Here is a 13,625-nt window from a genome sequence, read left to right as displayed (position 1 = left end):
TAGCATGTCCTGTATGAGCCACAGAGGATTGCTGGAACCAGGAAAGCCCACCCCGATCCGCACGGTGCCCGAGGACATCGAGCGCCCGGAGTACGCGTGGAAGGATGAGGTCCAGGAGAACGTGGGCGAGCCGTTCGTGCAGACGCCTGAGACGATCGAGAAGATGCGCGAGGCCTCGAAGATTGCCGCCAACGCGCTCGCGGCGGCGGGCGCGGCCGTGCGCCCCGGCGTAACCACCGACGAGATCGACCGCGTGGCGCACGAGTACATGCTCGACCACGGCGCCTACCCCTCCACGCTGGGCTACCGGGGCTACCCGAAGTCCTGCTGCGTCTCGCTCAACGAGATCGTCTGCCACGGCATCCCGGACACGACCGTGATTGAGGAGGGTGACATCGTCAACATCGATGTCACCGCCTACAAAAACGGGGTCCACGGCGACACCAACGCGACCTTTCTGGCCGGGGAGGTGGAAAAGCGCCACCGTGAGCTCGTCGAGCGGACCTACGCGGCGACGATGCGCGGCATCAATGCCGCGAAGCCGGGGCGCGAGATCAACGTCATCGGCCGCGTCATCGAGTCATACGCGAAGCGCTTCGGCTACAACGTGGTCACCGACTTCACCGGCCACGGAGTGGGCCCCACCTTCCACAACGGCCTGGTGGTGCTGCACTTCGACTCGGACACCTACCGCGACGTCCTCACCCCCGGCATGACGCTGACCGTCGAGCCGATGATCAACCTCGGCGCCCTGCCGTACCGCATCTGGGACGACGGCTGGACCGTGCAGAACCTCGACGGCGAGTACACCGCCCAGTTCGAGCACACCATCCTCATCACCGAGACCGGCAACGAGATTCTCACCATCCCCGACGCCGAGCTCGCCGAGGGCATGCTCATGCTTGGCGACGCCTAAAAAGCGCTACACCTCGCGGAAATCGAGGTCCAGGCCGAGGATCGCGTTCTCGGTGACCTCCGCGAGCGCCGGGTGGATCCAGTACTGCCTGCGGGGAAAGTCCCGCAGGTCGAGGTCGTAGGCAAGCACGGTGATCATCTGCTGGATCAGGGTGGAGGCCTGCGGTCCCATGTAGTGGGCCCCGAGCAGGCGGCCCGTGGACCGGTCGGCGACGAGCTTGACTATGCCGGTGGTGTCCTCCAGCGCCCACCCGTAGGCCACGTCGCCGTAGCGCTGCAGTTTTACGGTCACGTCGTGGCCGGCGTCGCGGGCCTGGGCCTCGGTCAGTCCCACCGTCGCGATCTGCGGGTGGGTGAACACCGCGTAGGGGACGTTGGAGTGGGGCATGGGCACCATCGCGTCGGGGTCGTCGGCGTGCAGGATGTTGTGGCGCACCGCCCGGGTCTCGGCGTTGGCCACGTGCTTGAGCTGGAAGGGCGAGGAGACGTCGCCGAGGGCCCACACCCCCTCGGCCGTGGTGCGGCCGTAGTCGTCGACGCGGATGCGGGCGTCGTTCAGCATCTCGATGCCCGCGGCCTGCGCGTTGAGCAGGTCGCCGTTGGGGCGGCGGCCCATGGCAACGAGGAGGGCGTCGGAGGTGACCTGCGTTCCGTCGTCGAGGGTGAGGGTGACGGAGCTGTCGTCGCCCTCGGCGGATGCGACCGTGCGCCCGAGGTGCAGCTCGTAGGTGTCCGCGGCGATGTCGTTGAAGTGGCTGGAAAGGTCGTCGTCCAGCTTGCGCAAAAGCGGGGAACGGTTGACCACGCGCACCCTCGTGCCCAGGGACTGGAAGATGTGGGCGAACTCCATCGCGATGAACCCGCCGCCGACGATGGTCAGGGTCTCGGGCTGCTCCTTGAGGCGCATGATGTCGTCGCTGGTGTGGAAGGGCACGGACCGCGCCCAGCCGGGGACGACGGCACGCGCGCCGGCGGCGATGACGATGGTCTCGCCCGAGATGACCTTCTCCTCGCCACCCTGCGCGGTCTTTAGGGTCTTCGGGGCGACGAAGGTGGCGTGGCCGTCGTAGACGGTGACATTGGGGGAGCCATCGCCGCGGCGGAACTCCTCGCCGCCCTGGGCGATGAGGTCGATGCGCTTGTGGAAGACGCGCTCGACGATCCCCGGCCAGTCCGCCCCCTTGTAGTCCACGTCCAGGTTGAGGCGCCCGGCGTGGCTCGCCTCGAAAGCCTGGTCGGCGGCCTTGACGTACATCTTCGTCGGGATGCAGCCGACGTTCATGCAGGTGCCGCCGAAGCGGTTCTCCTCGATGATTGCGATCGAGGCGTCGTCGAAGTCGGGGGTGGGGATGGAGTTGCCGGAGCCGGCGCCGAGGATGATGAGGTCGTAGTGGGCGTCGGCGCGGGCGGGGGAGTGCGGCATGAAAGTTCAGTGCTCCTAACTTATGTAAGGGGTGCGGGTCAGGGCTCGTTGGTCCGGGCTAAGCGGTCAGCTCGCCGAGCCAGCTGTCGACGGCCGCGAACGCGGCCTCGCGGGCGTGGGGCTCGCTGAGGAAGACGTCGTGAAGCGCGCCGTCGATGGGCACAACCTCGGCTGTGTCTGACAAGGTGGGCGCCCACCGCTGGATCTGCTCGACGTCGAGGACCGTGTCTGCCGTGTCCGCGGCGGGAGAGTAGGGCTTACCCAGGTAAGAGTGGGACGAGCACAGCGTCAAGGTGGCAACGCCGGTGTCCACCTCGCCCTTGTGCACCCGGCGCTGGCCCTGCATGACCGCACGTACCCAGCCGAGCCGGACGAGGTGACCGCTCACGGGCTTCTTCTCCGTGTCGAAGTGCCACTGCCCGTGCTCGGTGGCGGAGACGGACGCCCCGTAGGTCCCCGTGCCCGCCTTCGGCAGCCGCAGGCGGGGGAAGCGTTTGCCCAGAAACAGGATGGGCCGGCGCAGGAGCTTCACCAGGGTAGGCGGGAACTGCAGGTCGAGCCACGGGCTGTTGAGGATCAGCCCCTTCAGCGCGGCGTGCGCCTGCGGGTTCTCTCGGCGCAGGGCGTCCATCCACAGCGGCACGATGAGACCGCCGGTCGAGTGCGCCACCGGGATCACCCCGCCGTGCTTTCCGGCGACGTACTCGAGCGCGAGCGAGAGTTCCGGGAAGTACTCCGTGAGGTCGGTGGTGTAGTGCCAGTACTCCCCGGCGTGACGCGAGCGCCCGCAACGGCGCAGGTCAATCGCGTAGAAGGGGTACCCGGCGGCGAGGTAGTGCTCGGCGACGTGCTTCTGAAAGAAGTAGTCGGACATCCCGTGCACCCACAGCAACGCGGGCTTGTCCGTGGGCTCGTCGGGCACAGCGCGCACGAGGGTCGCGCGCTCCGTTTCACCCTCCGGGTCGTCGACGGGCAGTTCGGCGGCTTCGAAACCTTCGCCGAGGATGTCGTCTTCCCACGGGAGGCCATTCAAGTTTGGGGGAGCGGACACAGCGTTATCGTTCATGCCGTCGATGGTAGGCCATAGCCTCTTATCGACGCCCCGCCAGCGCGCCCCGCCAGCGCGCCGGGTTTTCGGGCTGGGCTATCCAGTGCGGTCTGTTGTCGGCTCTCAATGCGAGGGGCGTAGAGTGTAGTGGCAAGTCGATGTGAGTGGGCGCACCCGTGACGCTCGCGAACCGGTCGGCCCCAAGAATATGAGCACCGAGACCGCACTGACACTAAGCGAAAAGGGTTGAACGGATGTCTGAAGAACAAGGCAAGAACTTTAGCGGCGAGGTTGATGTCCTGCTGATCGGCGCAGGCATCATGAGCGCCACGCTGAGCGCGATGCTCAGGGAGCTGGAGCCGGACTGGTCCCAGGCGATCTTCGAGCGCCTGGATAGCGCCGCGGAGGAGTCCAGCTACGCGCTGAACAACGCGGGTACCGGCCACTCCGCGCTGTGCGAGCTGAACTACACGCCGGAGAAGAACGGCCGCGTGGACGTCTCCAAGGCGATGACGATCAACGAGAAGTTCCAGCTTGCCCGCCAGTTCTGGTCCCACCAGGTGGAAAGCGGCCAGCTGACTGACCCGCAGGAGTTCATCAACCCCGTCCCGCACGTCTCCTTCGGCCAGGGCGAGGACCAGATTGACTACCTGCGCCGCCGCTACGAGAAGCTCTCGGCGAACCACATGTTCCCGAACATGAAGTTCACCTCCGACCAGGCCGAGTTCGCCGAGAAGCTGCCCCTCATGGCGGCCGGGCGCGACTTCGACGCGGAGCCCGTCGCCATCTCCTGGACCGACGAGGGCACAGACATCAACTACGGCGCACTGACCAAGAAGTTCATCGGCGCAGCCCAGGACAAGGGCACCGTGGTGCGCTACGGCCACGAGGTGGTCAACATCAAGCGTGACGGTAACGCGTGGAAGGTCACCGTCCGCAACGTCCACACCGGCGACAAGCAGGTCGTCTCTGCCCGCTTCGTCTTCGTCGGCGCGGGCGGTTACGCCCTCGACCTGCTGCGCAAGGCAGGGGTGCCGGAGGTGCGCGGCTACGCCGGCTTCCCGATCTCCGGCCTGTGGCTGCGCACCACCAACCAGGACCTGGTGGCCCAGCACCAGGCGAAGGTGTACGGCAAGGCCAAGGTGGGTGCGCCCCCGATGTCCGTGCCGCACCTGGACCTGCGCGTCATCGACGGCGAGCAGTCCCTCCTGTTCGGCCCCTACGGCGGGTGGAGCCCGAAGTTCCTGAAGAAGGGCTCCTACCTCGACCTGTTCACCTCCATCCGCCCGGACAACATCCCCTCCTACCTCGGTGTCGCCGCGACCAACCTCGACCTGGTGAAGTACCTCGTCTCCGAGGTGTTCAAGGACTTCGAGGGCCGCCTCGACGTGCTGCGCGAGTACTACCCCGAGGCCAACGGCAGGGACTGGGACACCGTCGTGGCTGGCCAGCGCGTTCAGGTGATCAAGCCCGCCGCCGCCCCGACCTTCGGCACCCTCGAGTTCGGCACCGCCCTAGTCAACGACCAGGACGGCACCATCGCCGGCATCCTCGGCGCCTCCCCAGGGGCCTCGATCACCCCGGCCGCGATGCTGGAGCTTCTGGAGCGCTGCTTCGGCGAGCACATGATCGAGTGGTCCGACAAGCTGCACGAGATGTTCCCCACCTACGGCGTTTCCCTCAAGCGCGACGCCGACGCCTTCCAGAAGCAGTGGGAGTGGACCCAGAAGACACTCGGCCTCGAGGCCTAGGAGCCGCGTTGTGGTCTAGGTACCGCAGTAGGTGACGAAGGGGCCTTCGTCACCTTCGGGCTCGGCCATCCACGACGGGCCCGCTTCCGGGTTGAACGGGTCCGTCACGGCTGCGAGGAGCTCGGTGTACGGCCCGTAGTCCCCGTCGCGCTCGGCGGCGGTCAGGGCAGCGTCGAGCATCCGGTTGCGGGGGATGAAGATCGGCCCGCCGCCGTGCTCGCGGTTGAAGGTGGTGATGTCTTCGGCCTCGTCGATGCCCTCCGCCCCGGCGAAGTGCCGCTCCCAGTAGTGGTCCCAGCGCTGCTGCAGCGTGGCCAGGATCGCCTCCGCCTCCGGCTGCTCCATGACGGGCAACAGCGCCTCCGCCAAGCGCGTGAGGTTCCAGGCGATCACGTTCGGCTGGTTGCCGAAGGCGTAGCGCCCGCCGGTGTCCACCGAGGAGAAGGACGCGCCGGCGAGGAAGCGCTCGGTAAACGCGCACGGGCCGTAGTCGATGGTTTCGCCCGATAGGGCGGTGTTGTCGGTGTTCATCACCCCGTGGACGAAGCCGAGGCGCATCCAGCGCACGACCAGCTCGATCTGGCGGTCCACCACCGCCTCGAGCAGCTGTCCGGGTTCATCCGCGCCGGCCGCGGCCACTACCTTGTTCACCAGCGCCGCGGAGTGGGTGGCGGCGTACTGCACCGTGCCCACCCGCAGGTGCGAGCGCGCCACCCGCGCCAGCACCCCGCCGGGCACCGCGCCCTGCTGCCGCAGGACCTTCGCCCCGGTATCCACGACGGCGAGGGAGCGCGTGGTGGGCACGCCGACCGCGTGCATGAACCCGCTGACCAGGAACTCGCGCAGCATCGGCCCGATGGCGCCGAACCCGTCAGAGCCGGGGCGCGAAAAGGGCGTGGGGCCGGAGCCTTTCAGCTGGATCTCCCGGCCGCCGATGTCTCCGAGGAGCAGGGCTCGGCCGTCGCCAAGCACGGGCACGAACTGGCCAAACTGGTGCCCGGCGTACGCGGTGGCGTGGCCGCCCCCGGCCCCGGTGAGCCAGGCCGCGCCCTCCGGGGTGCGCAACCACTCAGGGTCGAGGCCGAGCTCGCGGGCGAGCGGCTCGTTGAGGACGACGAGCCGCGGCTCGGGGAAGTCCGCGCCGCGCGCCTCGCGGACGAGCTCGGGAAGCGCCTCGGCGAAGGCGTGGCTGAGTGTGGGCCGTGCGGAGGTGTTCATGCTGCCACCCTAGACTTGATTCCTATGACTCATGGGAAGGTAACGCTCGTCGGAGGGGGCCCGGGCGACTGGGACCTGCTCACCATTCGGGGGCTGCGCGCGCTCGAGGCCGCCGACGTCATCCTCACCGACCACCTCGGCCCCGCCGCCGAGCTGGGGGAGTTCCTCGACACCTCGGGCACGGTGCTTATCGACGTCTCCAAGCTGCCCTACGGCAAACAGGTCGCCCAGGAGCGGATCAACGAACTCATCGTCGACAACGCCCTGGCCGGCCGGGACGTGGTGCGCCTCAAAGGCGGCGACCCCTACGTCTTCGGCCGCGGCTTCGAGGAGGCGCAGGCCTGCGCCGCCGCCGGTCTGACGTGCGAGGTGGTGCCGGGGGTGACCAGCGCCGTCTCCGTCCCGGCCGCCGCGGGCGTGCCGGTGACCCAGCGCGGGGTGACGCACTCGTTCACCGTCGTGTCCGGGCACCTGCCGCCCGGGCACGCGTCTTCGCTGGTGGACTGGCCCGCCCTGGCACGCGTCGGCGGGACGATCGCGGTGATCATGGGCGTGCGCAACGTCCGCGCCATCACGGACGCGCTTGTCGGCGGGGGGCTATCCGCCTCCACCCCGGCCGCCGTGATCCAGGACGGCCACACCCGGCGCCAGCGTTCCTACCGCTGCACCCTCGGTGAGCTCGCCGACGTCATGCAGCGCGAGTCCGTTTCCTCCCCGGCCGTCTACGTGATCGGGGAGGTGGCCGGCCTTGCGCTCGCTTGATCGCCTCATCCTGGACGTCGCTTCCCCCGACGCGGAGACCGTGCTGGTGTGCGAGGACCCCACGGGGGACCTGGCCGCGGCGGCGGCCGCCTCGGGCAGGCGCGTGGTGCTCCTCGACGGCGACTACACCCGCTGTCGCCGCGCGGCGTCCCTGGGGGTTGAGGTCGCGGGCGACAAGCGCCTGGACTCTTTCCTCTCAGGTTCCTCCGGCTCCGCGGTGGCGGTGGGGGAGATGCCGAAGTCGCTCGCGCGCCTGGACTACCTCGCGCGCTCCATCGCGGGTGCCGGCTTTTCCCCCGTGCGCGTGGTCCTCGGAGCGAACAACAAGCACCTGGCGCGCTCAATGAACGCAGTGCTCGCCGAGTCCTTCGACTCGGTCGCGGCGTCGCGCGGCCGGGGCAAGTTCCGCTGCCTGGTTGCTTCGGGCCCGCGGCCGGTGTCCTACGAACCGGTGGTGGGCGACGGCCTCGTCGCCATCGGCGGCGTCTTCTCCGGCGCAGCCCCCGACCACGGGGGAGAGCTGCTGCGCTCGGCGCTGCCCGCCGACACCGGGCGCCTCCTCGACCTCGGGTGCGGCAACGGCTCCGTCTCCCGGGGGCTCGACGGCGCCGTGGCGACGGATTCCTCGGCGGACGCCGTCCTCTCCGCCCGCGCCATCGGGCTGGAGGCGACGTGGGACGACGCCGGCTCGCGTTTTGCCTCCGGCTCCTTCGACACCATCGCGCTCAACCCCCCGTTCCACGAGGGGACCACCGTCGACGCGACGCTCGCGCTGCCGCTTCTCGACGCCGCCCGGCGCCTCCTCGCCCCCGGCGGCGCGCTCTACATGGTGCACAACTCCCACCTGCGCTACCGCGGCGAGGTGGAGAAGCGCTTCACCGACGTCCGGGAAGTCACCCGCAACCGCCGCTACACAGTGCTGCGCGCTAGCTGACGCGCCGGGGGCCGCGGTGGTTAAGGATGTAGTCGCCCAGGTAGGGCTGGGCAAAAGAAACCGCGCCCCAGCCGGCCGGGGTGATCAAGTCCCGTTCGATGAGTTTGGCGCGGGTGTCGCTCAGGCTAGTGACGGGTCGGCCCAGTGCCTCGGCGAGCGTGGCGCTGGCGACGTCGTGTCCGCCGAGGCGGGCCAGCGCGTCGAGGTATTCGCGTTGGCGGGGAGGGACGTCGCGAAGCGAAGGCTGATGCACCTGCGTGCCGAGGCGGTCGATGGCCTCCGGGCGCACCGCCTCGACCACGTCCGCGGTAATGTTCCCATCCGCGTTTTCCCAGGCCAGGTAGCCGATCAGCTGCACCAGGTAGGGGTAGCCGCGCGTGAAGCGGGCGGCTGCCGCGGCGGCGTCCGCGGTGAAGGCCTTCCCGGATTCGGCTGCGGTGAGGGTGAGGGTGCGGGTGGCGTCGTCAAGCGTGAGCGGGCCAAGCTCGTAATGGCGGGCCCGGCGGAGGAAGGTCGCGCCGGGCAGGTCCAGCAGGCGGTTGACGCCGCGGGTGAGGCCGGCCATGGCCAGGGCGATTTCGGCGTCGTCGCGCACGAGGTCCTGGTAGGCGACGGCGATCTGACCCAGGTCGTCCGGGTCCGCGTCCTGCACTTCGTCGATGGTGATGAGCACCCCGGTCTGGATCCCCCGCAGCAGCTCCCGCAGCCGGGTGATCAGGCGGGGTGCCGGGGCGTCGTCGGTGAGCTCAGCGCGTATCGAACCGAGACCGGCCACCGAAACCCCCGTCACCTTCCGCTCCGGTTGGGGGTCCAGCCGCTCCAGCGTCTCCGGAATGGTCGAGTTCGTGAGAGCCTCCGCCATGCCCTCGCGCCCTGAGGCGCGCAGGACGACCCATCCGCGGGCGGCCGCGATGTCCTCGAGCTCCGTGAGCAGCACCGTTTTGCCGATGCCCCTGGAACCGGAGACGACGATGCTGCGGTGCGGGTCGCCCGGGCCGTTGTCGAGGGCGCGGCCGAACTCCGTCAGGACGGCCTCGCGGCCGGCCCACACGCGGGGGCTGGCGCCGAAGGTGGGGCGGTACGGGTTGCGCATGGTTGCAGTGTAGCGCCGCGGGGCCGCGCGGATTGATAAATTGATAAATCCCTCTCGATGGGGCGCGTGCCGCTAAACCCCGACTTCCACACCCCGACTTATCGCCGTCGCCTCCAGCGGGCACAACGACGTGCGGCGATCAATCGGGGTGTGGAAGTCGGGGTTTAGGCCAAAGTCGGGGTTTGGGGCAGGACCGGAACCGGAACACCGCGGGCACCGTCTAAACCGGTATGGGCATAGACCGGAGGAACCAGGCAGAGGTGGCGCGGGAGCGAGCGCGGCGGCTGGAGCTCTACGGAGGGATCATCGACACCCGGCGGCTCACCTACGGCCACGTTTTTGCAGGTGAGTACGGGGAAGAGCTCACCCCGATATCGCCGCAGCTGTTTTACCCAACGCAATTGTGGCAGGCGCTGCCTGGCCACGAGCGGCGGCTGTTGTTGGCCTGCGCGGCCGGGCGGAATAACACAAAGACGGTGCTGATCGGGCGCTCCGCCGCCCGCGTGGCGGGAATGTGGGTGGTGGCCCTGACCGAGGAGAAGGTGGAAGTGACCATGCCCGGGGCCAAGGTCGGGCCGTCCGTCCGGAAAAACCCCGGGTACAAGGCGTACTACTTCAACCTGCACGAGCGGGAGACATACGACGCGGACGGGTACCGGGCCACCCGGATGATCCGTACCGCGATCGACATCGCCCGGCTCCACGGTTTTGCGGAGGGACTGATCGCGTGCGACTGGCTGCTCCGGGTTGGCGGAGACAAGGCTGACATCGAGCGGGAGATCCGCCGGATGGGCCGGTTCAAGGCAGTGGGGACGGTCCGGCGCTGCCTCCGGCACGCCACGGCGCTGTCGGAGTCCCCGTTCGAATCCCTCGCCCGCGCGTTGCTGATCGAGGCCGGCCTGGACCCGCGTCCGCAGTGGCGGGTCGGGCGCTACCGGGCGGACCTGGCCCTTGACGGCTGGCTACTGATCGAGATCGACGGCGACGGCAAGTACGGCAGCGACACCGCCGAGACGATCAAGAGGGAAAACGACAGGAAGAAGCGGATTGAAAACCAGGGCTACAGGATCATGCGTTACCGCCCGGTGGAGCTGCTCAATAATCCGGCGACCTTCGTCGAGGAAGTAAGGGCGGCCCTGTCCAAGCGCTCTACACCACCAGGGTCAGCTGATCCCCGGCCACTTCCACGGTGAATCCCGCGGAGGAGGCCGCCGCAGCGACCTCAGCTACGGAGGAGCAGGACGGCCCCGAAGCCAGCTCTCGGGCCAGCTCGCCTTTGTACTGCTTGTTGAAGTGGCTGACCACTTTGCGCACCCCGTCCACCTCGGTTTCCACCCGCACGGTCGCCGCGCCGGGGACAGGGCCCAGGGAGAGGTAAGCGCCGGAACGCATGTCCACGATGAACCCGAGCTCGGTCAGGGCGGCGGTGATGGAGGAGCCCCAGCGCGCCTTCATCGTCGGCACCGAACCGTCCCGGGCTGGCAGCTTGGATCCGCCGGATAGGCGGTAGCGGGGGATCAGGTCGGTGGCGCGGACCACGCCGAACAGGGCGGAGCCGATGGCGAGGCGGGACAGGGCGGAGGGGGCGAGTGAGGCGGGGGCGAGGGCGTCGTAAAGCACGCCCGTGTAGCGGTGGATGGCGGGCATGGTCGGGGCCCGGCGCAGCGCGGGGTTTTCGGCGGCCTCGGCGCGCTTGGAGGCGGGGAGTTTCAGGGCGCTCATCATCTCGTCGACGGGGAGGGCGGCAAGGTCGTCCATGATCTCCTCCCGGATGGGGTTGAGGGAGGGGAAGGACAGCGTCATGGGGTCGGCGTCCCCACCGGCGGCCTTGGTCTCGGAAGGGGGAAGGAGGATGAGCATGCCGAATACCCTAGCGCTAAGATAACGCGCATGATCACACGCCTTTCCGAGCTGTTCCTGCGCACGTTGCGCGAAGATCCGGCGGACGCCGAAGTGCCCTCCCACAAGCTTCTCGTGCGTGCCGGCTATGTGCGCCGCGCGGCCCCCGGCGTGTACTCCTGGCTGCCGCTGGGCCTGCGCACCTTGCGCAAGATCGAGGGCGTCGTGCGCGAGGAGATGGACCGGATGGGAGCCCAGGAGCTGCTGTTTCCGGCACTGCTTCCGCGCGAGCCCTACGAGGCGACGAACCGCTGGGCCGAGTACGGCGACGACCTGTTCCGGCTCAAGGACCGCAAGGGCGCGGACATGCTTCTCGGGCCGACGCACGAGGAGATGTTCACCACCGCGGTCAAGGACCTGTACTCCTCGTACAAAGACTTCCCGGTGACGCTGTACCAGATCCAGACGAAGTACCGCGACGAGGCGCGCCCGCGCGCGGGCATCCTGCGCGGGCGCGAGTTTGTGATGAAGGACTCGTACTCCTTCGACATGTCCGACGCCGGCCTCGACGAGTCCTACGCCAAGCACCGCGCCGCCTACCAGCGGATTTTCGACCGCGTGGGAATCCGCTACGAGATCTGCAAGGCCACCTCCGGCGCGATGGGCGGCTCGGCTTCCGAAGAGTTCCTCGCCTACTCCGACAACGGCGAGGACACCTTCGTCATCTCCACTGCCGGTGACTACGCCGCAAACGTCGAGGCCGTGGTCACCGTCGCCCCTCCGGCGCGGCCCATCGAGGGCCAGCCGGAGGCGAAGGAATACGACACGCCGCGCTCCGAGACCATTGAGGCGCTCGTTGAGTGGGCCACGAGCGAGGGCGTGCTTATCGACGGCCAGCCCGCCGCCGCCAAGGACACCCTGAAGTGCATGGTGATTAAGGTCAACGACCCCCGTGAGCAGACGGGCCCGCAGCTCGCCGGTGTGCTCATCCCCGGTGACCGGGAGCTGGATGAAAAGCGCCTCGAGGCCGCGCTGGAGCCGGCCACGTTTGAGCTGGCCAGCGAGGAGGATTTCGCCGCGCACGACTTCCTGGTCAAAGGTTACGTTGGCCCCCGCGCGCTCGCGGCGAACGGTGTGAAGGTCTACGCCGACCCGCGCGTGGTGGCGGGCAGCTCGTGGATCACCGGCGCGGACGCGCCCCAGCGCCACGTCGTCGGCCTCGTCGCGGGGCGCGACTTCGAGGTCGACGCCTACCTCGAGGCAGCGGAGATCCGTGAGGGGGACCCCTCGCCCAGCGGCAACGGCACCGTCAAGCTCGCGCGCGGCATTGAGCTGGGGCACATCTTCCAGCTCGGGCGCAAGTACACCGAGGCCATGGACGTGCAGATCCTCGACGAGAACGGCAAGCGCGCCACCCCGACCATGGGCTCCTACGGGATCGGCGTCTCGCGCATGATGGCTGTCGTCGCGGAGCAGCGCCACGACGAGAAGGGCCTCGTCTGGCCGGCGGCCATCGCGCCCTACCAGGTGCACGTCGCCGTGGCGAACAAGGACGCCGCCGCGCTGGAGGCGGGCGAGCGGCTCGTGGAGGAGCTCAGTGCAGCCGGGCTCGAGGTGCTTTTCGACGACCGGCCCAAGGTTTCCCCGGGCGTGAAGTTCAAGGACGCCGAGCTCCTGGGCATGCCCTACATCGTGATCCTGGGGCGCTCCTTTGCCGAGGGTAAGGTCGAGCTGCGCATCCGGGGCGGGGAGACCCTTGAGGTGGCGGCTGGTCAGGTCGTCGAGAAGCTGCGCGAGCTGCTGGCCGGGTAGCCGGGCCCTAGGCCCGCTGGGCCTGGGCGGCGAGCGAGATCGCGGCGGTGATCCACGGCTCGGAGGCCCCGGCGGCGGCCGTCTCTCGCCACTGGGCGACGAGGGTGGAGTTGAGGCGCTCGACAAGCTGCGCTGCGGAGGCGGCGTCGGTGGGTTCTGCCTCCGGCAGCTCGTAGCCGGGCTCGGAGACGGGGACCTCACCCGTCTCCTTCAGAAGGCGCACGAGGTAGGCGCGCCGGTCCGAGGCGGCGTCGCGCAGCTGTGCAATGCGCTCAGCGGTGGCGTCGTCGCTGAAGGCGAGCGCCACGCCGAGCGCGTAGTCGAAGGCGTGCTCGCGCGCTAGCTGGACACGCGCCGCGTCCACGTCGGCGTCAGTGTCGACCCCGAGAAAAGGCAGATCGACGGGCTCGGCGGCGGTGGCGTCAATCGCCTGCGCGACGACGAGGTCGACGGTTTCCGCCGGTACCGCCTTCGCCGCCCGCGCCCCCGCGGTCGGGGCGGCCGCTGCCAGGGCGGCGGCATCGCTCACGCCGGTGGCCTCGCCGGGGCCGCGTTCGATGGCGCAGGATTCCGGGGCGTCGCCCGCCTCGTCGGTGCCGCACAAGCGGGTCACTTCCGCGTAGAGCTGCTCGGCCTGCTCCGCCCTGAGGCCGGCCGCCGGGTCGGCCCCCAGGGCTGCGGCGTCGGCCTCCGCCTGCCGGGCCAGGGCGGTAACCTCCTCGTTCGGGCGCGGGCCGAGCAGCGAGCAGGAGGCGAGCACCAGGCAGAGGGGCACAAACGCGAGGCGGGAGAACTTCACCCCGGAAACCGTACACGATAGGCTGGTGCGC

The 13,625-nt window shown here is 69.1% G+C and carries 12 protein-coding genes; 6 read left to right on the top strand and 6 right to left on the bottom strand.

Going from position 1 to position 13,625, the window contains the following annotated elements; translation table 11 throughout:
* The first annotated feature begins 13 nt into the window (after positions 1-13).
* Complete coding sequence (gene map, locus CAURIS_RS07040) at positions 14-916, top strand: type I methionyl aminopeptidase (RefSeq protein WP_290341280.1); 903 nt, start codon at positions 14-16, stop codon at positions 914-916.
* A 6-nt stretch (positions 917-922) separates the two neighbouring features.
* On the opposite strand, the gene mtr is transcribed toward map, so the two are convergent.
* Together mtr and CAURIS_RS07030 are read right to left on the bottom strand one after the other, a co-directional pair.
* Complete coding sequence (gene mtr, locus CAURIS_RS07035; protein WP_290341278.1) at positions 923-2,338, bottom strand: mycothione reductase; 1,416 nt, start codon at positions 2,336-2,338, stop codon at positions 923-925.
* A 58-nt stretch (positions 2,339-2,396) separates the two neighbouring features.
* Complete coding sequence (locus tag CAURIS_RS07030) at positions 2,397-3,404, bottom strand: alpha/beta hydrolase (protein ID WP_290341276.1); 1,008 nt, start codon at positions 3,402-3,404, stop codon at positions 2,397-2,399.
* A gap of 236 nt (positions 3,405-3,640) precedes the next feature.
* On the opposite strand from CAURIS_RS07030, the gene mqo reads away from it, so the two are divergent.
* Positions 3,641-5,137 (top strand): malate dehydrogenase (quinone), encoded by a 1,497-nt coding sequence (gene mqo / locus CAURIS_RS07025; protein WP_290341274.1) that lies wholly within the window; start codon positions 3,641-3,643, stop codon positions 5,135-5,137.
* A gap of 15 nt (positions 5,138-5,152) precedes the next feature.
* Here the strand turns inward: mqo and CAURIS_RS07020 are convergent, their stop codons facing one another.
* Complete coding sequence (locus CAURIS_RS07020) at positions 5,153-6,355, bottom strand: protein adenylyltransferase SelO family protein (protein ID WP_290341273.1); 1,203 nt, start codon at positions 6,353-6,355, stop codon at positions 5,153-5,155.
* 24 nt (positions 6,356-6,379) lie between these two features.
* Between CAURIS_RS07020 and cobA the strand changes: the two genes are divergently transcribed.
* Entirely contained in the window at positions 6,380-7,117 is a 738-nt protein-coding gene (gene cobA, locus CAURIS_RS07015) for a uroporphyrinogen-III C-methyltransferase (RefSeq protein ID WP_290341269.1), read from the top strand.
* On the top strand, positions 7,104-8,051 hold the full coding sequence (locus CAURIS_RS07010) for a class I SAM-dependent methyltransferase (protein WP_290341267.1): 948 nt from the start codon (positions 7,104-7,106) through the stop codon (positions 8,049-8,051). Before cobA ends, CAURIS_RS07010 begins: the two co-directional genes overlap by 14 nt.
* On the opposite strand, the gene CAURIS_RS07005 is transcribed toward CAURIS_RS07010, so the two are convergent.
* The gene (locus CAURIS_RS07005; protein ID WP_290341264.1) at positions 8,044-9,144 is read right to left on the bottom strand and encodes an ATP-binding protein; all 1,101 of its coding nucleotides are present in this window, start codon (positions 9,142-9,144) and stop codon (positions 8,044-8,046) included. The two genes, CAURIS_RS07010 and CAURIS_RS07005, sit on opposite strands and share 8 nt — an antisense overlap.
* Positions 9,145-9,374: 230 nt before the next feature.
* Between CAURIS_RS07005 and CAURIS_RS07000 the strand changes: the two genes are divergently transcribed.
* Positions 9,375-10,337: an endonuclease domain-containing protein gene (locus tag CAURIS_RS07000; protein ID WP_290341262.1), complete on the top strand. Its 963-nt coding sequence runs from the start codon at positions 9,375-9,377 to the stop codon at positions 10,335-10,337.
* Here the strand turns inward: CAURIS_RS07000 and CAURIS_RS06995 are convergent.
* The gene (locus tag CAURIS_RS06995; RefSeq protein ID WP_290341260.1) at positions 10,294-11,004 is read right to left on the bottom strand and encodes a YaaA family protein; all 711 of its coding nucleotides are present in this window, start codon (positions 11,002-11,004) and stop codon (positions 10,294-10,296) included. The genes CAURIS_RS07000 and CAURIS_RS06995 overlap by 44 nt on opposite strands.
* A gap of 30 nt (positions 11,005-11,034) precedes the next feature.
* On the opposite strand from CAURIS_RS06995, the gene CAURIS_RS06990 reads away from it, so the two are divergent.
* Positions 11,035-12,795 (top strand): proline--tRNA ligase, encoded by a 1,761-nt coding sequence (locus CAURIS_RS06990; RefSeq protein WP_290341258.1) that lies wholly within the window; start codon positions 11,035-11,037, stop codon positions 12,793-12,795.
* Positions 12,796-12,802: 7 nt separating this feature from the next.
* On the opposite strand, the gene CAURIS_RS06985 is transcribed toward CAURIS_RS06990, so the two are convergent.
* Positions 12,803-13,594 carry a DUF4439 domain-containing protein gene (locus CAURIS_RS06985; protein ID WP_290341256.1) on the bottom strand — a complete coding sequence of 264 codons (792 nt, stop codon included), beginning with the start codon at positions 13,592-13,594 and terminating at the stop codon, positions 12,803-12,805.
* Positions 13,595-13,625: the final 31 nt, after the last annotated feature.

Source organism: Corynebacterium auris (assembly GCF_030408575.1).
Classification (GTDB): domain Bacteria; phylum Actinomycetota; class Actinomycetes; order Mycobacteriales; family Mycobacteriaceae; genus Corynebacterium; species Corynebacterium auris.
The sequence above is the reverse complement of the archived record's forward strand: the minus strand, read 5'-3'. Positions and strand labels throughout refer to the sequence as shown.